Origin of the sequence: Streptomyces sp. NPDC005706 (assembly GCF_040631045.1) — a bacterium.
In the GTDB taxonomy this organism is placed as follows: Bacteria; Actinomycetota; Actinomycetes; order Streptomycetales; family Streptomycetaceae; genus Streptomyces.
Genome location: NZ_JBEXYS010000003.1, coordinates 532,931 through 555,386, shown reverse-complemented (window position 1 = coordinate 555,386; position 22,456 = coordinate 532,931). Strand labels below are relative to the sequence as shown.

23 protein-coding genes are annotated in these 22,456 nt (G+C 72.7%); 16 read left to right on the top strand and 7 right to left on the bottom strand.

The window, feature by feature from the left end:
* Positions 1-8: 8 nt before the first annotated feature.
* From ABZ478_RS08965 to zapE, 3 genes are all read right to left on the bottom strand, one after another.
* Entirely contained in the window at positions 9-587 is a 579-nt protein-coding gene (locus ABZ478_RS08965; protein ID WP_359546685.1) for a carbonic anhydrase, read from the bottom strand.
* Positions 588-662: 75 nt separating this feature from the next.
* Complete coding sequence (locus ABZ478_RS08960) at positions 663-1,058, bottom strand: hypothetical protein (protein WP_359546683.1); 396 nt, start codon at positions 1,056-1,058, stop codon at positions 663-665.
* Positions 1,059-1,314: 256 nt separating this feature from the next.
* Positions 1,315-2,418 carry a cell division protein ZapE gene (gene zapE / locus ABZ478_RS08955; RefSeq protein ID WP_359546681.1) on the bottom strand — a complete coding sequence of 368 codons (1,104 nt, stop codon included), beginning with the start codon at positions 2,416-2,418 and terminating at the stop codon, positions 1,315-1,317.
* Positions 2,419-2,455: 37 nt separating this feature from the next.
* Between zapE and ABZ478_RS08950 the strand changes: the two genes are divergently transcribed.
* From ABZ478_RS08950 to ABZ478_RS08910, 9 genes are all read left to right on the top strand, one after another.
* A complete protein-coding gene (locus ABZ478_RS08950) occupies positions 2,456-3,229 on the top strand; it encodes a pyrimidine reductase family protein (RefSeq protein WP_359546679.1) in 774 nt (257 codons plus the stop codon).
* A 162-nt stretch (positions 3,230-3,391) separates the two neighbouring features.
* Positions 3,392-3,862, top strand: a complete 471-nt coding sequence (locus tag ABZ478_RS08945; protein ID WP_359546677.1) for an indole-3-glycerol phosphate synthase — start codon at positions 3,392-3,394, stop codon at positions 3,860-3,862.
* A 102-nt stretch (positions 3,863-3,964) separates the two neighbouring features.
* A complete protein-coding gene (murC, locus tag ABZ478_RS08940) occupies positions 3,965-5,356 on the top strand; it encodes a UDP-N-acetylmuramate--L-alanine ligase (RefSeq protein WP_359546676.1) in 1,392 nt (463 codons plus the stop codon).
* 14 nt (positions 5,357-5,370) lie between these two features.
* Positions 5,371-5,778 carry a peptide-methionine (R)-S-oxide reductase MsrB gene (gene msrB / locus ABZ478_RS08935; protein WP_359546674.1) on the top strand — a complete coding sequence of 136 codons (408 nt, stop codon included), beginning with the start codon at positions 5,371-5,373 and terminating at the stop codon, positions 5,776-5,778.
* Positions 5,779-5,824: 46 nt separating this feature from the next.
* Positions 5,825-6,322 carry an SLATT domain-containing protein gene (locus ABZ478_RS08930; RefSeq protein ID WP_359546672.1) on the top strand — a complete coding sequence of 166 codons (498 nt, stop codon included), beginning with the start codon at positions 5,825-5,827 and terminating at the stop codon, positions 6,320-6,322.
* 183 nt (positions 6,323-6,505) lie between these two features.
* The gene (locus ABZ478_RS08925) at positions 6,506-7,630 is read left to right on the top strand and encodes an ABC transporter ATP-binding protein (RefSeq protein ID WP_359546670.1); all 1,125 of its coding nucleotides are present in this window, start codon (positions 6,506-6,508) and stop codon (positions 7,628-7,630) included.
* Entirely contained in the window at positions 7,627-8,280 is a 654-nt protein-coding gene (locus ABZ478_RS08920) for an ABC transporter permease subunit (protein ID WP_359546668.1), read from the top strand. The genes ABZ478_RS08925 and ABZ478_RS08920 overlap by 4 nt, the downstream gene beginning before the upstream one ends.
* Complete coding sequence (locus tag ABZ478_RS08915; RefSeq protein ID WP_359546666.1) at positions 8,277-8,945, top strand: ABC transporter permease; 669 nt, start codon at positions 8,277-8,279, stop codon at positions 8,943-8,945. Before ABZ478_RS08920 ends, ABZ478_RS08915 begins: the two co-directional genes overlap by 4 nt.
* A 104-nt stretch (positions 8,946-9,049) precedes the next feature.
* Entirely contained in the window at positions 9,050-10,009 is a 960-nt protein-coding gene (locus ABZ478_RS08910) for an ABC transporter substrate-binding protein (protein WP_359546664.1), read from the top strand.
* 18 nt (positions 10,010-10,027) lie between these two features.
* Here the strand turns inward: ABZ478_RS08910 and ABZ478_RS08905 are convergent, their stop codons facing one another.
* Both ABZ478_RS08905 and ABZ478_RS08900 read right to left on the bottom strand, forming a co-directional pair.
* The gene (locus ABZ478_RS08905) at positions 10,028-10,456 is read right to left on the bottom strand and encodes a DUF6114 domain-containing protein (protein ID WP_359546662.1); all 429 of its coding nucleotides are present in this window, start codon (positions 10,454-10,456) and stop codon (positions 10,028-10,030) included.
* Entirely contained in the window at positions 10,453-11,133 is a 681-nt protein-coding gene (locus ABZ478_RS08900) for a DUF6230 family protein (RefSeq protein ID WP_359546660.1), read from the bottom strand. The genes ABZ478_RS08905 and ABZ478_RS08900 overlap by 4 nt, the downstream gene beginning before the upstream one ends.
* Positions 11,134-11,779: 646 nt before the next feature.
* On the opposite strand from ABZ478_RS08900, the gene ABZ478_RS08895 reads away from it, so the two are divergent.
* The gene (locus tag ABZ478_RS08895; RefSeq protein ID WP_359546658.1) at positions 11,780-12,433 is read left to right on the top strand and encodes a Tat pathway signal sequence domain protein; all 654 of its coding nucleotides are present in this window, start codon (positions 11,780-11,782) and stop codon (positions 12,431-12,433) included.
* Between the two features lie 18 nt (positions 12,434-12,451).
* On the opposite strand, the gene ABZ478_RS08890 is transcribed toward ABZ478_RS08895, so the two are convergent.
* Positions 12,452-13,378: a lytic polysaccharide monooxygenase gene (locus tag ABZ478_RS08890; protein ID WP_359546656.1), complete on the bottom strand. Its 927-nt coding sequence runs from the start codon at positions 13,376-13,378 to the stop codon at positions 12,452-12,454.
* A 397-nt stretch (positions 13,379-13,775) separates the two neighbouring features.
* Between ABZ478_RS08890 and ABZ478_RS08885 the strand changes: the two genes are divergently transcribed.
* Together ABZ478_RS08885 and ABZ478_RS08880 are read left to right on the top strand one after the other, a co-directional pair.
* Positions 13,776-14,423 carry a ScbR family autoregulator-binding transcription factor gene (locus ABZ478_RS08885; RefSeq protein WP_359546654.1) on the top strand — a complete coding sequence of 216 codons (648 nt, stop codon included), beginning with the start codon at positions 13,776-13,778 and terminating at the stop codon, positions 14,421-14,423.
* A 22-nt stretch (positions 14,424-14,445) separates the two neighbouring features.
* Positions 14,446-15,645: a damage-control phosphatase ARMT1 family protein gene (locus ABZ478_RS08880; protein WP_359546652.1), complete on the top strand. Its 1,200-nt coding sequence runs from the start codon at positions 14,446-14,448 to the stop codon at positions 15,643-15,645.
* On the opposite strand, the gene ABZ478_RS08875 is transcribed toward ABZ478_RS08880, so the two are convergent.
* Positions 15,622-16,884, bottom strand: a complete 1,263-nt coding sequence (locus ABZ478_RS08875) for a cytochrome P450 (protein ID WP_359546650.1) — start codon at positions 16,882-16,884, stop codon at positions 15,622-15,624. The genes ABZ478_RS08880 and ABZ478_RS08875 overlap by 24 nt on opposite strands.
* A 228-nt stretch (positions 16,885-17,112) precedes the next feature.
* On the opposite strand from ABZ478_RS08875, the gene cyc2 reads away from it, so the two are divergent.
* The 4 genes from cyc2 to ABZ478_RS08855 all read left to right on the top strand — a co-directional run bounded on the left by cyc2 (position 17,113) and on the right by ABZ478_RS08855 (position 22,453).
* Positions 17,113-19,275, top strand: a complete 2,163-nt coding sequence (gene cyc2, locus ABZ478_RS08870; RefSeq protein WP_359546649.1) for a germacradienol/geosmin synthase Cyc2 — start codon at positions 17,113-17,115, stop codon at positions 19,273-19,275.
* A 167-nt stretch (positions 19,276-19,442) separates the two neighbouring features.
* On the top strand, positions 19,443-20,036 hold the full coding sequence (locus ABZ478_RS08865; RefSeq protein ID WP_359546647.1) for a PDZ domain-containing protein: 594 nt from the start codon (positions 19,443-19,445) through the stop codon (positions 20,034-20,036).
* Between the two features lie 288 nt (positions 20,037-20,324).
* Positions 20,325-21,452 carry an aminopeptidase P family protein gene (locus ABZ478_RS08860; protein ID WP_359546645.1) on the top strand — a complete coding sequence of 376 codons (1,128 nt, stop codon included), beginning with the start codon at positions 20,325-20,327 and terminating at the stop codon, positions 21,450-21,452.
* 53 nt (positions 21,453-21,505) lie between these two features.
* The gene (locus ABZ478_RS08855) at positions 21,506-22,453 is read left to right on the top strand and encodes a phosphotransferase (protein WP_359546643.1); all 948 of its coding nucleotides are present in this window, start codon (positions 21,506-21,508) and stop codon (positions 22,451-22,453) included.
* Positions 22,454-22,456: the final 3 nt, after the last annotated feature.

The window sequence follows — 22,456 nt, the reverse complement described above, 5'->3', positions numbered from 1 at the left end:
GGGCGCGCTCACAGGGCTTCGAAGGTGTCGGTCTGCGGGCGGTGCGTCCGTACGGCGCCGGTGTGCACCTCGTAGTACCAGGCGTGCAGGTCGATCCTGCCCTCCGCCAGCCGCCGCTCCACGCACGGGTACGAGCGCAGCCGGAGCAGCTGGGTGAGGACGTGGCTCTGGACGCCCTCGGCGACCTCCGGGTCCTCGGGGGCGCCGGCCGGGCGCGCGGCGGCGTGCGCCAGCCAGTCGCGCACGGCAGGTACGGCGGTCAGGTCGTCGCCGCGCACCAGCGCGCCGACGGCACCGCAGTGCGAGTGGCCGCAGACGACGACGTCGTGGACACCGAGCACCTCGACGGCGTACTCGATCGTGGCGGCCTCGCCGGTGGGCCGCTGCGAGGCGTAGGGCGGGACGATGTTGCCCGCGGTGCGCAGCTCGAACAGCTCGCCGGGGCGGGCGCCCGTGATCAGGGCCGGGACGACCCGGGAATCGGAGCAGGTGATGAACAGGACTTGGGGGGACTGGCCTTCGGCGAGCTCGGCGAACTCCTCAGGGCGCTGTCCGAACGTACGGGCGTTGTCGATGAGGGGCTGCATGCGTGTGGTCTCCTCCTGGCGCGCCGCACCGGCGCGTCGGGCTTGCACGACGGTCGTGGGGGGACGAGCCGGCTCTCAGCGGCGGAAGACCTGTAGGGCCGCGGGGGAGTGGGCTCTGGAGGATCTCGTGGCGCGGCGGTGCGGATCGCCGGCCGGGGCCGGTGACCGCGGGGCGGCCGTCCGCCGGGATATGAGCGGGTGCTCCCGCGCGCACCCGGCGGCGGGCGCGCGGTGCCGGTCCCGGGTGTGCGGGGTGCCGGTGGGTTCCTTCGGGCGGCCCGGCTCGCGGTACGGGTCAGCCTGCTCGGCCGGCCGCTGCGCGGAGGACGCCATTCCGGTCCAGGCCTTGGCCTCTGCCTCACCGAAGGTGTGCGCGGCTGCGAAGGTTCCCGCGGAGGTGAAGAACTGAAGCGCGAGGAGGGCGGCGGTGAGCAAGGTGAGCGTGGTCCGGGTGTTCCTACCTCGGAACATGCGCCCCCCTTCCGCAACTTCACGCCTCTTGTGCGCACCATCCATTGGTCAATGGATGGTCAAGAAACACGTTAACCCCGCAAAGTCCTTTGCAGGGTTAACTGAGGGTTACGCGCGCAAGAGAGCGTGAAAAGCGCGGGTGCGATGGCGTGAACCGGCTCTTGACCCGCTGGGGCCCGATCGAATATCGGTCGGGCCGTAAGGCGACGGATTATGTGATTACAGGACTGAGCGGAAACACCGGGTGGAAACGGGACTACGAGGCGACGAGGCCCTTGGCGTCCCGGGCCAGCGCGGTGAGCCGGGATATCGCGCGGAAGTACTTCTTGCGGTAGCCGCCGTTCAGCATCTCGTCGCTGAACAGCCGGTCGAACGGCAGCCCCGAGGCCAGCACCGGCACCTCACGGTCGTACAGCCGGTCCGCCAGCACCACGAGACGCAGCGCCGTCGACTGGTCCGGCACCGGCGTCACGTCGGTGAGGCACACCGCGCTCAGTCCGTCCGTCAGCGCGCCGTACCGGCTCGGGTGCACCTTCGCCAGGTGCTCCAGCAGATGCGGGAAGTCGTCCAGCGACGCGCCCGGCGTGGCGTACGCGGCCTTCGTCACCTGTTCGTCGGTGAACGGCGCGGGAGCCTCGGGCAGACCCCGGTGGCGGTAGTCCTCGCCGTCGATCCGCAGGGCGCGGAAGTGGGCGGAGAGGCCCTGGATCTCGCGCAGGAAGTCGGCGGCGGCGAACCGGCCCTCGCCGAGCTTGCCGGGCAGCGTGTTGGAGGTGGCGGCGAGCGCCACGCCCGCCTCGACCAGCCTGCCGAGCAGCGTGGAGACCAGCACGGTGTCACCCGGGTCGTCCAGCTCGAACTCGTCGATGCACAGCAGCCGGTGGTTGCTGAGCGTCTGCACCGTCTGCTGGAAGCCGAGGGCACCGACCAGGTTGGTCAGCTCCACGAAGGTGCCGAACGCCTTGAGCGCCGGCTCGGCCGGGGTGGCGTGCCACAGGGAGGCGAGCAGATGGGTCTTGCCGACGCCGTAGCCGCCGTCCAGGTAGACCCCGCGGGGGCCCGCCGGGGTCTTCGGTGCCCTGGCCCGGCCGAAACCGAGGAAGCCCCGCTTGCCGGCGCCCGTGGCGTGCGCGCCGCCGAGCCCGGCCGCGAAGCCCTCCAGCACCCGTACGGCCTCGGTCTGGCTGGGCTGGTTCGGGTCCGGGATGTAGGTGGCGAAGCGCACCGAGTCGAAGCGCGGCGGCGGCACCATCTCGGCGACCAGCCGGTCCGCCGGGACGTGCGGCTCGCGGGCGGTGAGGGACAGCGGACCCGCGTCGGTCAGGGGGCTTGAGCCATGGGCTGCGGTGGAGGACGACACGGTTACCCATGCTAAGCGCCGTGTCACACTGCACGACATGCGACGCCTGTTCCCTGTGACCGACGAAACACCAGACCGGGCCCGGGAGTGGAGCCTCGCCGAGCTGGCCGCCGCCTACGCCTACCCGGAGCCCGCCGCCGGCGGCCCGCGGCCGTGGCTGCGCGCCAACATGGTCTCCACCCTCGACGGCGCCGCCCAGCACGGCGGGCACTCCCAGCCCATCTCCAGCGCGGCCGACATGCGCGTCTTCGGCACCCTGCGCGCGCTCGCGGACGTGATCGTGGTCGGCGCGGAGACGGTACGGCAGGAGGGCTACCGGCCCGCACGCGCGCGGGCCGAGTTCGCGGCGGCCCGGCAGGCCGCGGGCCAGGGCCCGGCACCGGCGATCGCCGTCGTCACCGCCGGCCTGGAGCTGGACTTCTCCCTGCCGCTGTTCACCTCGCCTCTGGTACCGACCCTGATCCTGACCGGCGCCGCGGCGGCCCCGGACCGGGTCGCCGCCGCGGAGAAGGCCGGCGCCCGGGTGGTCGTCGCCGGTGAGGGCATGGGCGTCGACCCCGCCCGCGCGGTGAGCGCCCTCGCCGGCCTCGGGTACACCCGGCTGCTCACCGAGGGCGGTCCCAGACTGCTCGGCCAGCTGGTGGCCGCCGGTGTCCTGGACGAGCTGTGCCTGACCGTCTCGCCGATGCTCACCGCCGGGGACGCGCAGCGCATCACCGGGGGACCGTCCGTCGCCGTCCCGCGCCGCTTCGGCCTGGTGTCCCTGCTCGAGGAGGATGGATTCCTGTTCAGCCGGTACAGCCGGTCCTGAATGCGGGGCAACGCTCCGTTCCGTTCCGCTCCGCGGAGGGCACACTGGGGCTGTCCGGTGTGATCCACCGGACAGCCCCTAAGTCCGGTCTACCCGCGCGATCACGGGGCAGGATGGTTTCCGCAGGGCCCTGCCGGGCCCACGGGAGGAGAGAGGCGCCGGGTGTTCACTAGCGTTCTGATGATCGAGAAGGCCTTGTCGTCGGTCGACGTGGAGTTCGTCACCACCCTGCACGGGGACGAGCCGGTCTCGTTCCGCGTGCTTCTCCAGCCGCGCGGTGACCAGGACCGCCTGCTGCGGGCCATCGACGACATCGCGCTCGGCGAACTGGACGACGCCGTCCGCGAGGGCAGGACGCCGGAGGGCGAGGCGGCGAAGGAGCCCGCCGAGAAGGCGCTGGCGGTCTCCCTGCGGGCGCTGCGCGCCGCGGGCAGCGAGGCGCAGGGGCGGCTCGTCGACGACCATCCGCTGGACGCGCTCAAGACCCTCGTCGCCGAGGTGGGCGCGGACGAGGTGATCGTGCTGACCGCTCCGCACTACGTGGAGGAGTTCTTCCACCGGGACTGGGCCTCCCGGGCCCGGCACAAGGTGGGCGTGCCGGTGCTGAAGCTGTTCGCGCACGGCGAGGAGTGACACGGCGGCGACCGGGGGCGCCGTGCCCGCTGCGAAGGGGGCCGGGCGCGAGCGCATAGGCTAGGCACGCTCAGCCCGTACCGGATCTTGGGAGAAACGCGCATGGCACCCGGACTTCCTGCCGCCATGGACCGACCGCACTTCATCGGCATCGGCGGCGCCGGGATGTCGGGGATCGCCAAGATCCTCGCCCAGCGCGGCGCCGAGGTGGCCGGCAGCGACGCCAAGGAGTCGGCGACCGCGGAGGCGCTGCGGGCACTCGGCGCGACCGTGCACATCGGGCACGCCGCCGGGCACCTCGCCGACGACGCGAGCTGTGTCGTGGTGTCGTCCGCGATCCGCGAGGACAACCCGGAGCTGCTGCGCGCCGCCGAGCTGGGCATCCCGGTGGTGCACCGCTCCGACGCGCTCGCCGCGCTGATGGAGGGGCTGCGGCCGATCGCCGTGGCCGGCACCCACGGCAAGACCACCACCACGTCCATGCTGGCCGTCTCCCTCGGCGAGCTGGGCCTGCGGCCGTCGTACGCCATCGGCGGCGACCTGGACGCCCCCGGTTCCAACGCGCTGCACGGCGAGGGCGACATCTTCGTCGCCGAGGCCGACGAATCGGACCGCAGCTTCCACAAGTACGCGCCCGAGGTCGCCATCGTCCTCAACGTCGAGCTGGACCACCACGCCAACTACGCCTCGATGGACGAGATCTACGAGTCCTTCGAGACCTTCGCCGGCCGCGTCGTGCCCGGCGGCACGCTGGTGATCTCCGCCGACCACGAGGGCGCCCGCGAACTCACCCGGCGGCTGGCCGGCACGGTGCGCTGCGTGACCTACGGCGAGGCCGAGGACGCCGACGTGCGGGTGCTCTCCATCGTCCCGCAGGGGCTGCGGAGCGAGGTGACCGCGGTGCTCGACGGGCAGGAGCTGACCTTCACCGTCTCCGTCCCCGGCCGGCACTACGCCCTCAACGCCGTCGCCGCGCTCACCGCGGGTGCCGCGCTCGGCGTCCCGGCCGCGGGCCTCGCGTCCGCGCTCGCCGCGTACACCGGCGTCAAGCGGCGCCTGCAGCTCAAGGGCGAGGCGGCCGGGGTGCAGGTCATCGACTCCTACGCCCACCACCCCACCGAGATGACGGCCGACCTGGAGGCCATGCGCGCCGCCGCCGGTGACGCGCGCATCCTGGTCGTCTTCCAGCCGCACCTGTTCTCCCGCACCCAGGAGCTGGGCAAGGAGATGGGCCGGTCGCTGGCGCTCGCCGACGCCTCGGTCGTGCTCGACATCTACCCCGCCCGCGAGGACCCGATCCCCGGGGTGACCAGCGAGCTGATCATCGAGGCCGCGCACGCGGCCGGCGCCGACGTCACCGCCGTGCACGACAAGGCGGAGATCCCCGCGGTGATCTCGGGAATGGCGAAGCCCGGTGATCTCGTTCTCACCATGGGCGCGGGAGACGTGACCGACCTGGGCCCGAAGATCCTGGACCGCCTGTCGCAGCAGTGAAGGGGCTGAGACTCATGTCGTACAGCGTCGAGAAGCCGGACGAGCAGTGGCGGGCGGAGCTGACCCCGGCCGAGTACGCCGTACTGCGCCAGGCCGGCACCGAGCCGGCCTTCACCGGTGAGTACACCGACACCAAGACCGAGGGCGTCTACTCCTGCCGTGCCTGCGGCGCCGAACTGTTCACCTCGGACACCAAGTTCGCCTCGCACTGCGGCTGGCCGTCCTTCTACGACCCCAAGGACACAGACGCCGTCGAGCTGATCGAGGACCGCTCCCACGGCATGGTCCGCAACGAGGTGCGCTGCGCCCGCTGCGGCTCGCACCTCGGCCATGTCTTCGAGGGCGAGGGATATCCGACCCCGACCGACCAGCGGTACTGCATCAACAGCGTCTCGCTGCGGCTGGCGCCCGCCGAGGGCTGACCGGCCCGGCCCCCCCGGTCCATGGCGCCGCGGTGACGCGTCCGCCGTGACCGGGGCCCGGCCGGGTGGCGGCCGAGCGGGCAGAAGGGATCTGCGGGGCAGGGCCTTCCCGGAGCTCACCTTCGGTACGCCGCACGAGAGACTGGAGTCGGTCCGGTCGCTGCGGGTCTGGGCCGAGCAGGAGGCCGAGGACGCCATCGAGTGGTACCTGCGGGACAAGCGCCTCAAACGACTCGGCTCCCGTCTCGTCCGCGCCCTGATGATCGTCCTCGCGGCGACCGGCACCGTGATCCCGCTGGCCGGCACGGCCACCGGCGCGGACATCCAGAGCTGGGGCTATGTCTTCCTGGCCGCCGCCGCGGGCTGCAAGGGCTTCGACTACTTCTTCGGCCTGTCCACGGCCTGGATGCGCGACATCACGGCGGCGCAGGCGCTGCGCGGCGAGCTGAACGACGCCGAGTTCCGCGCCGGGCTCCAGCAGTTCCAGGACCAGGCCGCCGCGCTGCCCGCGCCCCGCGAGGCCGGGGCCGCCGCCGAACGCTGACCGCCGGCCCGTCGCAGCCGGCCGCCCGGGACCTCTTCCTGACGCGACCGGACACCCGGTACGGGCGGGACGACGAACCCTCCGCGCGGCGGGCACTCGCCCGCCGACGTGCCGCGACGTCCGACGTCTAGACTCTCCCGGCAACGGCAAAGGCTTCGCCAGAACCGAAGGGTACGCAACGTCTTGATACGGATCGACGCAGTCACCAAGCGGTACCCGGACGGCACGGTGGCCGTCGACCGGCTCTCCCTCGACATCCCGGACCGCGCGATCACGGTCCTGGTCGGCCCCTCCGGCTGCGGCAAGACCACGACGCTGCGGATGATCAACCGGATGGTCGACCCCACCGAGGGCAGCATCCTCCTCGACGGCCAGGACATCCGGCAGCAGCCGGTCAACACCCTGCGCCGCTCCATGGGATACGTCATCCAGAACGCCGGTCTCTTCCAGCACCGCACCATCGTCGACAACATCGCCACCGTGCCCCGCCTGCTCGGCTGGGGCAAGCAGAAGGCGCGCGCCCGGGCGGCCGAACTGATGGAGCGGGTCGGACTCGACACCTCGCTCGCCAAGCGGTACCCGTACCAGCTCTCCGGCGGCCAGCAGCAGCGGGTCGGCGTGGCCCGCGCCCTCGCCGCCGACCCGCCGGTGCTGCTGATGGACGAGCCCTTCTCCGCCGTCGACCCGGTCGTGCGCAAGGGGCTGCAGGACGAACTCCTGCGCATCCAGAACGAACTGGGCAAGACCATCGTCTTCGTCACCCACGACATCGACGAGGCGATCAAGCTGGGCACGACGGTCGCCGTACTGCGCACCGGCGGCAGGCTCGCCCAGTTCGCGCCGCCCGCCGAACTGCTCAGCGCCCCCGCCGACCCGTTCGTGGAGGACTTCCTCGGCGCCGACCGGGGCATCCGCCGGCTGTCCTTCTTCTCCTCCGCCGGACTGGAGTTGCAGACCGGGCCCGTCGTCCCGCTCGACGCCGACGCCGAACGGCTCGCCGCCGGCGGCCCCGCCCCCTACCGCCTCGTGACGGACGCCGACGGCAGGCCGCTGGGCTGGGGCGCGCCGGACGAGCTCACCGCCGGGCGGATCGACCGGGACCGGCTGCTGCCGTACGGGCGGCCCTTCCTGCCCGGCGCCGACTCGCTGCGCACCGCGCTCGACGGGGCCGTGCTGTCACCGTCCGGCTGGGCCGTGGCGGTGGACGGCGAGGGCCGGGCCGTCGGCGTGGTCTCGCAGCAGGCCATCGGCGAGGCGATCCGCGCGGCCCACACCGAGGACCGCCAGGACGCGAAGGCCGCACGATGAACAGCTTCTTCGACATCCCGAGCGACCTCCAGCACGGCTACTTCGGCCTGATCGGCCTGCACCTGCGCGAGGCGCTGCTGCCGGTGCTGGCCGGGCTGCTGGTCGCGCTGCCCGTCGCCCAGCTCTGCGTGCGGTTCCGCTGGCTCTACGCGCCCGTGTTCGGAGTGACCACGGTGCTCTACGCCGTGCCCTCGCTGGCGTTCTTCGTGCTCCTCATCGACTACACCGGCATGACCGAGACCACGGTGATGATCCCGCTGGCGGTGTACAGCCTGGTGGTGCTGGTCCCCGCGATCGTGGACGGCGTCCGCTCGGTGCCGCCGGAGACCCTGGCCGCCGCCACCGCCATGGGGCTGGGGCCCGTACGGCGTTATCTCCAGGTGCAGTTGCCCATCGCGGTGCCCGCCATCATCGCGGGACTGCGGGTCGCGGCCGTGTCGAGCATCTCCCTCGTCAGCGTCGGCATGCTCATCGGCAACCAGGGCGCGCTCGGCAACCTGCTCAACGACGCGCAGATCTACCACCGGCCGCCGCTCGCGGTGAACTCCGTGCTGACCACCGCGGTGCTGGCCGTCCTCGTGGACGCCGCGCTGGTCCTGGTCCGTGCCCTGCTGACCCCCTGGATGCCGCGGAAGGGTGCCACCCGGTGAACGTATTCGACTTCGCCCACGCCTTCTTCGGCGACGGCGCCCACTGGCACGGCCAGGACGGTATCCCCACCCGGGTCGGCGAGCACATCCTGTACTCCCTGGAGGCCGTCGGGATCGCCGCCGTGATCGGGCTGCCCGTCGGACTCGTCACCGGCCACCACGGGCGCGGCGGCAACGCGCTGGCGTCCATCGCCACGGCGGCCCGGGCGCTGCCCACCTTCGGCCTGCTGGTGCTGATGTTCACCTGGTTCGGGTTCGGTCTGCTGCCGGTGATGATCCCGCTGGTGGCGCTCGCCGTGCCGCCCATCCTGGTCACCTCCTACGAGGCGGTCCGTTCCGTGGACCCGCCGCCGGTGGACGCCGCGCGGGGCATGGGGATGCCGGAGGCGCGGATCCTGTTCCAGGTGGAACTCCCGGTGGCGCTGCCGCTGATCCTCAGCGGGCTGCGGACGGCGGCCATCCAGGTCGTCTCCACGGCCACCATCGCCGCCTACGTCAGCTTCGGCGGCCTCGGCCGGTACATCATCGACGGGCTGGCGCAGCGGGACTACGAGAAGGTCGTCGGTGGCGCCACCCTGGTCGTCGGGATGGCGCTGGCGACCCTGGGGGTGTTCTGGGCCGTGTCCCGGATCGCGGTCACGCCGGGAGTGCGCAGGAGCGGCTGAGCCGGCGGCCCGTCACCATGCGCCCCCGACCGGTCGCGGATCGAAGCCAATCGGTGACCGGAGATCACTTGACTGAGTCGGAACCGGCTGGATTGGATCGTCGAGTGACTTCCATCAACCGCATCAGCAGGTCAATCCGGAGGAACCGAGGCGCGGCCGTTGTCGCCCTCGCGGCGGCGACGGCGCTGCTGGCGGGATGCGGCTCCTCCGACGGCAAGGCCGACAACCCCCTGACGGACGGCAACGCGAGTGGCGACAGCGTCGTCGTCGGATCCAACAACTTCGCCGAGAGCATCCTGCTCGCGGACATCTACGGCGAAGCCCTCAAGGCCAAGGGAATCAAGGTCACTTACAAGCCGAACATCGGCAGCCGGGAGACCACCTACGGTCTGCTCAAGAACGGCTCCGTCACCGTGCTGCCCGAGTACAACGGCGCCCTGCTGGCCTACCTGGACCCGAAGGCCGCTCCGAAGACGCTGGAGGCGACCACTTCGGCCATCGAGGCCAAGCTGCACTCGAAGCTGACCCTGCTGGAGCCCTCGCCCGCCGAGGACAAGGACTCGATCACGGTCAACGCGGCCACCGCCAAGAAGTACGGCCTCAGCGGGAAGTCCTCGATCGCCGACCTGAAGGACGTGGCGAAGGACCTGGCCATCGGCGCCTCACCGGAGTTCCAGACCCGCCGGCAGGGCCTGGTCGGCCTCAAGTCCGTCTACGGGCTCGAGTTCAAGTCCTTCAAGGCGCTGGACGCGGGCGGCCCGCTCACCCAGGCCGCGCTGAAGAAGAACGCGGTGCAGGCGGCGGACATCTTCACCACGGACCCGGCCATCGCCAAGGAGAAGTTCGTCGTCCTCCAGGACCCGGAGAACCTGTTCGGCTTCGAGAACGTGCAGCCGCTCGTCCGCAAGGGTGAACTCTCCCAGAAGGGCGCCGACGCGCTCAACGCCGTCTCCGCCAAGCTGGACACGGCGACCCTGCTGGACCTGGACACCCAGGTGCAGTCGCAGAACAAGGACCCGCTGGACGTGGCCAAGGCCTGGCTGGCCTCCGCCGGCCTGAGCTGACCGCCCCCCTCCGGGGAGTCACACCGGCTCCCCGGAGGCCCGCACCGGTTCCCCGGCGCCCTGGGCCGCCGCCCGTGTCTGCGCACGGCGCCGGCGGCTCGTCCGGGGCGGCTGGTCGGGCAGCCAGCCGAAGGTGAGGCAGCTCCCGACGGCGCCGAGCAGCAGGCCGACCAGGAAGCCGCCCAGGTTCGAGGTGAGCCAGCTCCCCAGGGACAGCAGGATCCCGGTGAGGGAGTAGAAGAGGCGCTGGCCCGGGCTGAAGAGGATCAGCAGACCGCAGATCGTCATCAGCACCGGCAGCAGATAGCCCGCCAGGCCCTGCATGCCGATGTGCAGGATCACCGGGAGCGGCGCCTTCATGGTCACCAGGATCTCGGCACCGCCCAGCACCAGCAGCAGACCGCCCGCGAACGGCCGGCGCCCCCTCCACTGCCGGAAGCGGTTCACCGGGGGCAGCCGTCGCCGTCGAACCGCATGTGCAGGTTCGGCAGCTTGAACACGGCGGCGGTGGCCGCGTAGTTGTGCTGGTAGAGGTCGGTGATGACGACCTTGTCGGCCTGCTGTCCGTAGACACCCTCGGGGCCCTGGACGTCCGCCTTGTCGAAGGTGCTGGCGTCCCGGCCGATCTCGATGCCGTCGAACGTGGCGTTGCCCTTGATGTCGTCCGAGTCGATGGCCAGGTTCGACACGCTGACCGGCTTGGCGCCGCCGCCGGCGGTGAGCACGAGCTGGATGCCGCCGAGGTCGACGCTCTGGCAGAGGTTGGTCAGGGTGCCGTCCTTCACCACCGAGGTGACGACCAGTTCCTGGCCGCCCGTGTCCCCCTGGTTGGGGCTGTTCTCGATCATGTTGTCCAGGGCGCCGAACTGCTCGAACCCGGTGCCCTCCAGCTTGTCCGCGGTGACCACGAACGGCATGCCGGAGATGGCGAACTGCACGCCCAGCGCACCCTGCGCGGTCAGGATCGCGAGGCCGGCGGCGACCAGGGTGGCCGGCACCGCCATCATCGCGGCCCGGCGCGCCCGGACCCGTCCCCGTCTGGGGGTGTCCGGTGCTTCGGGGGAACCGCTTGCGGTGTTCTCGGGGGTGTTGCCGACGGACGAGAAGTCCGGTGACGAGGCCATGTGTCTGCTCCCATGGGCATGGATCGATGCGGATCGGGCTCCAGTGGCGCGGTGTCCTGGCGCGGACATGGCTGTCGCGCGTACGCCTCCTCGCACTCCCGGCGGGTGCAAGGGCTTTCTCGTTACGCGTCAGTAGCCTTCTCGGAAGTTACCGCCGGTTACTTTGAAGGGTCAAGGGAGTTGTGAAAATAGAGTGTCGACGGTGCGACCGGACGGCAACTCCTGTTGCAGGCCTTGACGTTGATGGTCCATCAGGTCTAAAACTCTGCCTGGTCTCCCCTGGATCCGTGGCGCCGGATCCGCCGAGCGGCAACGGCCGCCTTCCCGGCCCCTTCTGATCACCGCTCCGCCCGGCATCACGCCGGCCCGGCACGCTCCACCGCCCTTCGCGCCCCGCCTCGCCCTGCCCTGCCGTGGTCCGGCCGTCCGGCCCGGTCGGCAGGCCCTTTCCCGGCCTCGTGCCGGTTCACCGGCCGGCCGCCGCTGCCGGTCCGTCACGTACGGAGAAGGCGTCACGGACCGGCAACGGTGGCGGACCGGCAGGGGCGTCACGCCCCGGTACGCCGCCAGGCCCCATCCCTTTCGACGGCACCCTCAACCCCCCACCTCACCCCACATCACCCCCACTTCGAAGAGAGGCACCCCCATGCGTACGCGCACCCTCCTCGCCCTGGCCGGAGCCGCCACCGCGCTCACCGTCGCCACCGCCGTCCCGTCGTCCGCGGCCGGCGGCGCCGTCCTGACCACGGGCGGCACCGGCGGTGCCGCCGCCGCCGTGGGCGACACCCTGACCGCGCCGCTGGCCTCCGGCACCTCCGCCACCCTCTACTCCAGCGCGACCGGCACCAGCGGCGTGAGCTGCAAGACCTCGCAGTTCACCGCCACGGTCGCCGACAACCCGGCCGCCCCCGGCACGGCCACCGAGTCGGTCACCGGCCACAGCTTCGACGCCGGCAGCTGCACCAGCAACGTCACCGGCGTGCTGGGCGTCAGCAGCATCGTGATCGACAACCTGCCCTACACCGCGACGGTCACCTCCGCCGGCACCCTCACCGTCTCACCGCCCAGCGGCTCCACCATCCAGACCACGGTCAAGCTGCGCACCCTGCTCGGCACCGTCACCTGCGTCTACCGGGCGGCGGGCCTGACCGGCACGGCGAGCAACACCGACAGCAGCATCACCTTCACCAACCAGCAGTTCACCAAGTTCTCCGGCTCGTCCCTGTGCTTCGCCAGCGGTTACTTCACCGCGAAGTACGCCCCCGTCACCGACGCCGGTGCCCGGGTGTACGTCAACTGAGCACCGAGTAGCAGGCGTTCAGCGCCGCCGTAGCCGCAGGACGAGGACCGTGCCCGCGACGAGCGCCAGTACCGCGGCGGCGCCGCCCGCCACCAACGGAGCCGAGGGGCCCGCGTCCGCGCGGGTCTCCTCGGCCACCGGTGTGCCGTCACCGGCGTCGACCGACGGGGTGCCCGGCGTCCCGGCGGGAGCGGAGGCGGAGGCCGGTGCCGAGGGACGGGCGGCCGGCTTCCGCGTGGGCCGCGCGCTCACCGGTGCTTCCGGGGTCCCGGCGGGCTTCGGGGCCTTCGCCGCCGCGCCGGCCTGCTCCGGGAACACCACGTCGGAGCAGGAGTAGTAGGTGTCCGGAGTGCTGCTGTTCTGCCAGATCGTGTACAGCATCTGACGTCCCGTCCGGTCCTTCGGCAGGGTGGCCCTCAGGTGGTACGCCCCGTTCGTCAGTGGGGGGTCCTTGACCTCCGCGAAGGGGCGCGTGGGCAGATCGGACCAGGTCAGCGGCTTCGCCGGGTCGTAGCCCGGCCGGGTGAGGTACAGCCGGAACGTGCCGGTGTGCGCGATCGTCGAGGCGTACGTCATCGTCAGCCGCCCGCCCGGGGCCAGCCGGGTCGCCGGCCAGTCCGTCCTGGCCAGGTCGAGCCCCCGGTACGCGGGCAGGTTCCCGCTGCACAGCCTGCCGTCGGGGATCACCTGCCGGTCCCGGCCCGCCACGCCCGCCACGCGCAGGTTGTCCCACGCGGTGAACGGAGCGCCGTTCGCGGACACCGCGGCCCGGCAGGCCGCGGACCGGTTCGCGGCGCCGCCCTCGGGCGAACAGGCGTACACCCGGCTGACCGGATCCGTGGGGGCGCCGTGGGCCCGGGCGGACCCCGCCACCCACGGCAGGAGCAGGAGCGGGGCCACGGCTGCGGCCGCCGTGACGCTCAGGCGGGCGGTCATCCGAGTCATCCGGGACGTCTCCTCGGCGGGCGCGGGAACGAGGTCTGCCGCATCCAGTACGGCGGACGCGAACGCCGCGTTCATCACAGACCGCGTCGGCTGTTTTCGCCCGCGTCGCCGCAGGCGGCAGGCCGGGAGGCCGTCTGTCCGGATGCGTGCCCGTCAACGGGGCCGACCGTGCCGGTACTTGGCTTGTGGAAACCATCGGAGTAGCGGAACAGGAGGTTCCTGACGGAAACCGTTTGCGGAACGCAAGGTCGAGGCGGTGCCGGTGCGGTTGGGCGAAAACTGTCCTCGACGAATTTCCGACTGGCCGACTCCCGTGGCTGTTCCGTGAGTTATCGTGTGCGTGAGGCAAAACAAACCGCGTGTCCCGTTCGGTCGAGCCGCGAGGAGGGGTCATTCGATGGCGAGGCAGTTACGTGCGGAGCAGACACGGGCGACGATCATCACGGCCGCGGCCGACCTGTTCGACCGGCAGGGCTACGAGTGCACCAGCCTGAGTGACATCGTGGGGCATGCGAAGGTCACCAAGGGGGCGCTGTACTTCCACTTCGCCGCCAAGGAGGACCTGGCCCACGCCATCCTCGACCTTCAGTCCAGGGCCGCGCAGAAGGTCGTCGACGACGTGGAGGGCCGCGGCTACTCCTCGCTGGAATCCCTGATGCGCACCACGTTCGCCGTCGCCCGGCTCGCCGTCGAGGACCCGGTGCCGCGCGCCGGACTGCGCCTGGCCACCACGGACGTCCCCGTGCGGCCGCCCATGCGGCATCCGTTCACCGAGTGGCTGGAGTTCGCCGGCCGCAAGTTCAGCGGTGCCGTCCGGGAGGCCGATGTGCACCCCGAGATAGACGTGGGCGTCGTCGCGCACTCCCTCGTCTGCTTCTTCATCGGCACCCGGGTCGCCGGCCGTTCCCTCGAACCGGTCGGACGGCTGCCCCGACGAGTGGCCGAGATGTGGTATTTCATGATCCGGGGCGTGGTGCCGGTGCACCGCCGACCCCGCTACCTCACCCTCGCCACGCAGCTGGAGCGGGAGATCAGAACCGGCTGACCAGCGCGGTACGGTGACGGGCATGCCAGACACCCCCGCCGCGCCCGTGCTCCTCGGACACGAACCCGGCTCGTTCCCGCACAGCGTGCTGGCCGAGCGGCACCCCGCGATCATCCGGCAGGTACGGGACGCCTTCCCCTACGGTCCCGGGCAGCACCGGGCGCTGGACGAGCTGCTGAAGAGCTGCCTCGACGGTGTGCTCGAACCGCTGCCCGAGGATGCGGGCGACGTGGAGCGGTGGCGTGCCTGGGGCCTGGACGACCACGTGGGCCGGTCCTGGTTCGACGTGCCGTGGTTGTGGTCCGAGAGCTACTTCTACCGCCTGCTGCTCGAGGCCGTCGGCTACTTCGGCCCGGGCCCCTGGCAGGGCGTCGATCCCTTCCGCCCGTTCAAGCACGCCGAACTCGACGCCCCGGAGACCGGCGAGGAACTGGCCGCGCTCGACGCGCTGCGCGACCGGCCGGAGCCGGAACGGGCCCGCGCCCTGCTGCACGGCTCGCTCTGGGGCAACCGCGCCGACCTCGGCTTCCGTCTCTCCGCCGGGGACGCCGAGGCCGCCGGACCGGTGCCCGCCCTGGTCGCCGACGACAGCGAGATCCTGTGGTCGCTGCTGCCGCCCGCCGGCGCCGGCACGCTCTGCCTGGTCGCGGACAACGCGGGCCGTGAACTCGTCCCCGATCTGCTGCTGATCGCCCACCTGCTCGGCGCGGGCCGGATCGGCCGGGCGGTGCTGCACGTCAAGCCGTACCCGTACTACGTCTCCGACGCCACCACCGCCGACGTGGTCGACGCCATGCGGCGGCTCGTCGCGGCGCCCGGAGCGGCGGGGGAGTACGGGCGGCTGCTCTGGGCGGCCATGGCCGACGGGCGGGTCACGGTGCGCGCCCACCCCTTCTCCAGCGCCCCGCTGCCGTACGCCGGCCTGCCGGACGACCTGCGGGCCGAGTTCGCCCCGGCCACCCTGACGGTCGTCAAGGGCGACCTCAACTACCGGCGTCTGGTGGGCGACCGGCGGTGGCCGCCGACCACGTCGTTCCAGGACGCCACCGCCGGCTTCCCCGGCCCGGTCGCCGCCCTGCGCACCCTGAAGTCCGACGTGATCACCGGCCTCACCCCGGCCACCGAGGCCGCGCTGGTCGCCGCGGAGGGCCAGCGCTGGCGCACCGCCGGCACCCACGCGCTGATCCAGGTGAACGCGTCAAACGACGTACGCGGGCAATGACTTGACGCCGTTGATGAAGTTGGACACCAGCCGCCGCGCCGGACCGGCCGGCCGGAGGCCGGGCAGGGCGCGCAGCACCTCCTCGTGCAGCAGCCGCAGTTGGAGCCGCGCGAAATGGGCGCCCAGGCAGACATGCGGGCCGTCCCCGAAGGAGACGTGCGGGTTGGGCGAGCGGGTGAGGTCCAGCCGCCCGGGATCGGCGAAGACCCGCTCGTCACGGTTGGCGGAGGCGTGGAAGACCACGACCTTCTCGCCCGCCCGGATCCGGCGCCCCGCCAGCTCGGTGTCCCGCGCGGCCGTCCGCCGGAAGGTCAGCACGGGCGGATGCCAGCGCAGCAACTCGTCGACCGCGGGGCGGAGTCCGACCTCTCCGGAGCGCAGCCGCCGGTGGGCGTCCGGGTGTTCCATCAGCGCCAGCAGCCCGCCGGGAGCCGCGCCGCGCACCGTGTCGTTGCCCGCGACGGTGAGCAGGAAGAAGAACATCTCCAGTTCGGTGCCGGCGAGATCCTCGTCGTGGGCGAGGGTCGTCAGGATGTCGTCGGCCGGGGACCGCCGCTTGTGCGCGGCCAGTTGCCGGGCGTACGCGAACATGTCCCGCAGCGAGGCCGGTGACCGCGGATTCACCGGCCTGCCCGTTCCGTCCAGCACCGGGGGAGCGGCCTCGTCAGGGTCCTGGTAGCCGATCACCCGCCGCGTCCAGTGCAGCAGCAGACCACGGTCGCTCTCCGGAACGCCGAGCAGATCGGCCAGGTTGAGCAGGGCGTACTCGTCGGTGACGGCGGCCACCAGATCGACCGTGCCGTCGCCCGAGCGCGCCTCCCGCAGCGCCCGCGCGAGCAGCGTGCGCGCCCGCTCCCGCGCGACCGCCGCGAACCGGTCGACGCGCCCCGGTGTGAACGCCCGGCTCACCAGCCGCCGCAGCCGGCCGTGGTCCGGCGGGTCCTGATTGAGCATCATGCGCCGGATGAAGGGCAGGTCGTCCGGGTCGGGGTCCCGGATCTGGGTGGCGCCGAGGTGCGAGGAGAACGTCGCCGGGTCCTTGAGCACACGCACCACGTCGGCGTGCCGGGTCACCGCCCAGAACCCGGGCCCGGCCGGCCAGCCCAGCACCTCCGCCTCCTCCTGCCAGGCCACCGGATGGTGGTCGCGCAGGACGCGGTAGTCGGCGTGGGGCACCCCGGCGGCGTACCGGCGCGGGTCGAAGACATCGGGCACCGGCGGGGCCTCGCGCACGCTCACGCCGGCCCGCCCGGGTCCGTTCGCGTCAGGGTCGTCACCCTCCCACGGTGGCCCGCGCCGGGGTCACCCGGCAAGGGGGCGGACGGGCGCGCGGCGCACACCCGCGTCACATGCGGCCAACGGCACCGGCCTCCGCGCCAGTTGTCCCTTTCCATGGCATTTCACGCGATGGTGTGATCATGCGCCGTGCCCCGGATGGCCCTCCCGGGCGCCGGGTAGGGGCCCGCCATGACGCAGCCGTTCGAACTCCCGCACTTCTACATGCCGTATCCCGCGCGGCTCAACCCGCACCTCGACGAGGCACGTGCCCACTCGACGGCGTGGGCGCGCGAGACGGGCATGCTGGAGGGCTCCGGGATCTGGGATCAGGCCGACCTGGAGGCGCACGACTACGGGCTCCTGTGCGCCTACACCCGCCCCGACTGCGACGGACCGGCCCTCTCCCTGATCACCGACTGGTACGTGTGGGTGTTCTTCTTCGACGACCACTTCCTGGACATGTACAAACACACCCAGGACCGCGCCGCCGGAAAGGCCCACCTGGACCGCCTGTCCCTGTTCATGCCGCTCGACCCCGCCGCGCCCGTGCCGGAGCCGGAGAACCCGGTCGAGGCGGGCCTCGCCGACCTGTGGCGGCGCACGGTGCCGACGATGTCCGTCGACTGGCGCCGCCGCTTCTCCGTCGCCACCGAGCACCTGCTCAACGAGTCCCTGTGGGAGCTGTCCAACATCAACGAGGGGCGGATCGCCAACCCGGTCGAGTACATCGAGATGCGCCGCAAGGTGGGCGGCGCCCCCTGGTCGGCGGGGCTGGTGGAGTACGCCACCGCCGAGGTGCCCGCCGCCGTCGCCGGCACCCGGCCGCTCAGGGTGCTCATGGAGACCTTCTCCGACGCCGTCCACCTGCGCAACGACCTCTTCTCCTACCAGCGTGAGGTCGAGGACGAGGGCGAGAACAGCAACGGCGTCCTCGTGCTGGAGACGTTCTTCGGCTGCACCACCCAGGAGGCCGCCGACACCGTCAACGACATCCTCACCTCACGTCTGCACCAGTTCGAGCACACCGCGCTCACCGAAGTGCCCGCCGTCGCCCTGGAGAAGGGACTCGCGCCCGGTGAGGTCGCCGCGGTGGCCGCCTACGCCAAGGGACTCCAGGACTGGCAGTCCGGAGGCCACGAATGGCACCTGCGCTCCAGCCGCTACATGAACGCGGGGGCCCGGTCCGTCTCCCCCTGGCAGCCGCCGAGCGGCCCCGGCGCCTCCGCCGCCGACGTCGGCGCGCTGCTCGCCGCGGCCGCCGCGGAGCGCCTGCGCGCCCACTCGCACGTGCCGTACCAGAAGGTCGGCCCGTCCCGGCTGCCCGACTTCCACATGCCGTACGAGCTGGCGCTGAGCCCCCATCTGGACACCGCCCGCCGGGGCCTCGTCGAGTGGTCGCACCGCATCGGCATCCTCGGCGAGGGCGTCTGGGACGAGGACAAGCTCGCCGCGTACGATCTCGCGCTCTGCTCCGCCGGCCTCGACCCGGACGCCACCCCGCAGGCCCTCGGCCTCAGCGCCCAGTGGCTCGCCTGGGGCACGTACGGCGACGACTACTACCCCCTGGTGTACGGCCACCGCCGGGACCTGGCCGCCGCCCGGCTGACCACGGCCCGGCTCTCCGCCTGCATGCCGGTGGAGGGCGAACCGGCCGCCGTCCCCATGAGCGCCATGGAGCGCGGCCTGACCGACCTGTGGGCGCGCACGACGGCGGAGATGACGCCCGACCAGCGGCGCACCCTCAAGGCGGCCGTGGACACCATGACCGAGAGCTGGGTGTGGGAGCTGTCCAACCAGGCGCTGCACCGCGTCCCCGACCCGGTCGACTACCTGGAGATGCGGCGCTCGACCTTCGGCTCCGACCTCACCCTGAGCATGTGCCGCATGGGCCACGGCCCGGCGGTCCCGTCCGAGGTCTACCGCAGCGGCCCGGTGCGCTCCCTGGAGAACGCCGCGATCGACTACGCCTGCCTCCTCAACGACATCTTCTCGTACCAGAAGGAGATCGAGTACGAGGGCGAGATCCACAACGCCGTGCTCGTCGTGCAGAACTTCTTCGGCGTGGACTACCCGGCCGCGCTCGGCGTCGTCCACGACCTGACGACCCAGCGGATGCGGCAGTTCGAACATGTCGTCGCGCACGAACTGCCGGTGCTGTACGAGGACTTCCAGCTCTCCGGCGAGGCGCGGGCGGTCATGGACGGCTATGTCCTGGACCTGCAGAACTGGATGGCGGGCATCCTGAACTGGCACCGGGAGGTCGACCGCTACAAGGCCGAGTGGCTCGGTCGGCGCGCCCACGGCTTCCTGCCGGGCCGTACCCCCGGAGTGCCGGTGCTGTCCCCGGGCTGACGGACCGGACGTGAGCCGTGGGCCACCCGGCCGGCGGCTCACGCGCCGGCCGGCGTCCGGGCACCGGTCCCATGGCTACCCCGCGCCACCCTCCGGCCAGTCTCACTCGTTCGTGTCTCGTCGCGGCCCTGCGCCCCGGGTAGGCACCATCCGGAGGCGAGTGAACCATGGAACAGACAGCGTTGCGGCCCAAGCCGATGCCCGGCCGGGAGCGGCGGCAGGAAACCGCCGCGGAACCCACCGTCGGCCGGCCGCACGCCGCGGGCCGGCGCGGCCGGCGGCTCCGGACCCTGCTGCTCGGGCTGCTGACCGGCACCGTCGTGCTGCTCTGCGGGGTGGGCATCGGCACGGTGGGCGCCACCGTGATCGGCATGAGGCGGCCGGCCGAGCTGCGGCGGCAGGCCCCGCCGCGGGACCACCCGGCCGGAACGGCCCCCGTCGCCAAGGCGGGCAGCGCCCCCGCCCCCTTCCCGGGCCCCGCCGGCGCCCCGGCCACCGGTGCGACGCTGGGCGTGGAGGCCGGGGACGCCCCGAAGGCGGGCGCGCTCGTGACCGGCGTCCATGTGCCCGGCCCCGGCTACACGGCGGGCCTGGTACGCGGCGACGTCCTGCTGCAGTTCGGCGCCGCCCGCGTGGACACCGCCGCCGACCTGGCCCGCGCCGTGTCCCACGCCCGGCCCGGGGCCACGGTGACCCTCACCGTCCGCCGCAGCGGCGGCGGCTACCAGCAGCTGACCGTCGTACCGGGCGTCGTGACCTGACCTCACCTGAGCCGACCTGACCGGGCCCGTGCCGCGCGCCGCGCATCCGGGCCGCACCGTCCCGCCGGGGGCGCGTTGCCCCGGCATGCTCGCGTCGCGCCGCCGGGGCGCCCGGAAGCCGCAGGTCACCCCCGTACCGGGGCCGCTGACGGTCCTGTGCCGGGCCCCGGCGCCCGCCTACCGCTCCGCGCGGACTTCGTCATCGGCTCGCGCCGCCCGGCCCAGCCGGGCAGGATGCTGCCCGGAACACCTTCGCCCCGTCACTCGACCGCGCTCGGAGGCCCCGGAATGACCGGCAGTACGCCCGCGCCCTTCAACGCCGACGACTACAGGGCCCGCATGGAGCGCGCCGCGCGCTCCGCCGCCGACGCCGGCCTCGCCGGACTGCTCGTGGCACCGGGACCGGACATGGTCTGGCTGACCGGCTACACGCCCACCGCGGTCACCGAGCGGCTCACCGTGCTGGTGCTGACCCCGGGACGCGACCCCGTGCTCGTCGTGCCCACCCTGGAGGCCCCGGACGCCGAGCGGTCGCCCGCAGCGTCCGTGCTCACCCTGCGTGACTGGACCGACGCCAAGGACCCCTACGCCGTCACGGCCGCCCTCCTCGCGGCGAACGGACGCCTCGGCATCAGCGACAACACCTGGGCGATGCATCTGCTGGGGCTTCAGCGCACCCTGCCCGGCACCTCCTACGCCGCCCTCACCGACGCCCTGCCCATGCTGCGCGGAGTCAAGGACGCCGCCGAACTGGACCTGCTGGCGGCCGCCGGAGCCGCCGCCGACCAGGCGTTCGAGGAGATCCGCAAGGTGCCCTTCGCCGGCCGCCGCGAGTCCGGCGTCGGCCACGACCTCGCCGACCTGCTGCGCCGCTTCGGGCACTCCCAGGTCGACTTCACCATCGTCGGCTCGGGTCCCAACGGCGCCAACCCGCACCACGAGGTCGGCGACCGCGTCATCCAGCCCGGCGACATGGTCGTCCTCGACTTCGGCGGACTCAAGGACGGCTACGGCTCGGACACCACGCGCACGGTGCACGTCGGCGAGCCGACCGAGGAGGAGCGCCGGGTCCACGACATCGTCCGCGCCGCGCAGGAGGCCGGATTCCGGGCCGTGCGGCCGGGCGTCGCCTGCCAGGAGGTCGACCGCGCCGCCCGCGCGGTCATCACCGACGCCGGATACGGCGAGTACTTCATCCACCGCACCGGGCACGGCATCGGCGTCACCACGCACGAGCCGCCGTACATGATCGAGGGCGAGGAACAGCCCCTGGTGCCCGGCATGTGCTTCTCGGTGGAGCCCGGCATCTATCTGCCCGGCCGCTTCGGCGTGCGCATCGAGGACATCGTCACGGTGACCGGGGACGGCGGCCGCCGTCTCAACAACACCACCCGTGAGATGGTCATAGTGGACTGAGGGGACCGGGAGACACACCCTCGACGACGGATCGGAACGGCTGCGCGCGACCCATGACCCAGGCACCGACACCCACCGCGGACACCGTCCGCCGACTGGTCCGTTCGCTGCTCAAGGAGAGCACCGGCCGGAACACCGGCGAGGACGGGGGGCCGGACGTCCACTCCGTGGGCGAGGGCCACGAGCACACCTGGTGGGTCGGCACCCGGCAGGTGCTGCGCCTCGCCCCCGACCAGGACGCCTCGGCGCGGCGCCGCCGGGAACTGCGCCTGCGCGACCTGGTCCGCCCGCACGTGCCCGTCACCGTCCCGGTCAGCGTCGCCCACGGCGACTGGGCGCCCGGACTCGCCTACACCCTCGACACGGTGGTGCCCGGCGGCACCGCCGACGAGCACGACGTCTCCGCCGTCGGCGAGGCCGACCTCGCCGGGCTGCTCGGCGGGCTGCGCGCGGTGCCGGTACGGCAGGCCGAGGCGCTCGGGGTGCCGCGCACCGCCCCGCGCTCCCTGGACGCACTGCGCCGCATGGCCGTACAGGCGGCCGAACGGCTGGCCACCGCCGACGAGTTCGACGCCACCCGGCTGCACCTCACCCCGCCCGGCGCCGCCCAGCTCGCCGCGCAGCACGGCACCGCCGTCCTGACCCATCACGGCCTCACCGGTGAGCACGTGGTGGTCAGCGCCGACGGCCGGGTGCGCGGCGTCCTGGACTGGACCGAGGCGGCCCTCGGCGACCCCGCCGAGGACATCGCGGGGCTCGCCGTGGCCGTCGGCTCCCCGGCCGCCGTGCGCGCCGCCACCCTCGCCGGGTACGGCCCCCGCCCCTGTCTGCGCGGCCTGTGGCTCGCCCGCTGCGACACCGTGCTGCGGCTCGCCGGCCACCTGGAGGGCCGCGCCCCCGGCTCCCTGCCGCTGCTGCGCAGCCGGCTGCGGCGCGCCTGGGAGCCGATCCTGCTGGAGCGGGTGACCGAGTTCAAGGACGACGACGAAACCCCGCCGTAGCGG

Coding starts and splice junctions, on each gene's coding strand:
- ABZ478_RS08965 (WP_359546685.1), bottom strand. CDS start 587: ATGCAGCCCCTCATCGACAACGCCCGTACGTTCGGACAGCGCCCTGAG.
- ABZ478_RS08960 (WP_359546683.1), bottom strand. CDS start 1,058: ATGTTCCGAGGTAGGAACACCCGGACCACGCTCACCTTGCTCACCGCC.
- ABZ478_RS08950 (WP_359546679.1), top strand. CDS start 2,456: ATGCGACGCCTGTTCCCTGTGACCGACGAAACACCAGACCGGGCCCGG.
- murC (WP_359546676.1), top strand. CDS start 3,965: ATGGCACCCGGACTTCCTGCCGCCATGGACCGACCGCACTTCATCGGC.
- msrB (WP_359546674.1), top strand. CDS start 5,371: ATGTCGTACAGCGTCGAGAAGCCGGACGAGCAGTGGCGGGCGGAGCTG.
- ABZ478_RS08920 (WP_359546668.1), top strand. CDS start 7,627: ATGAACAGCTTCTTCGACATCCCGAGCGACCTCCAGCACGGCTACTTC.
- ABZ478_RS08900 (WP_359546660.1), bottom strand. CDS start 11,133: ATGGCCTCGTCACCGGACTTCTCGTCCGTCGGCAACACCCCCGAGAAC.
- ABZ478_RS08895 (WP_359546658.1), top strand. CDS start 11,780: ATGCGTACGCGCACCCTCCTCGCCCTGGCCGGAGCCGCCACCGCGCTC.
- ABZ478_RS08890 (WP_359546656.1), bottom strand. CDS start 13,378: ATGACTCGGATGACCGCCCGCCTGAGCGTCACGGCGGCCGCAGCCGTG.
- ABZ478_RS08885 (WP_359546654.1), top strand. CDS start 13,776: ATGGCGAGGCAGTTACGTGCGGAGCAGACACGGGCGACGATCATCACG.
- ABZ478_RS08880 (WP_359546652.1), top strand. CDS start 14,446: ATGCCAGACACCCCCGCCGCGCCCGTGCTCCTCGGACACGAACCCGGC.
- cyc2 (WP_359546649.1), top strand. CDS start 17,113: ATGACGCAGCCGTTCGAACTCCCGCACTTCTACATGCCGTATCCCGCG.
- ABZ478_RS08865 (WP_359546647.1), top strand. CDS start 19,443: ATGGAACAGACAGCGTTGCGGCCCAAGCCGATGCCCGGCCGGGAGCGG.
- ABZ478_RS08860 (WP_359546645.1), top strand. CDS start 20,325: ATGACCGGCAGTACGCCCGCGCCCTTCAACGCCGACGACTACAGGGCC.
- ABZ478_RS08855 (WP_359546643.1), top strand. CDS start 21,506: ATGACCCAGGCACCGACACCCACCGCGGACACCGTCCGCCGACTGGTC.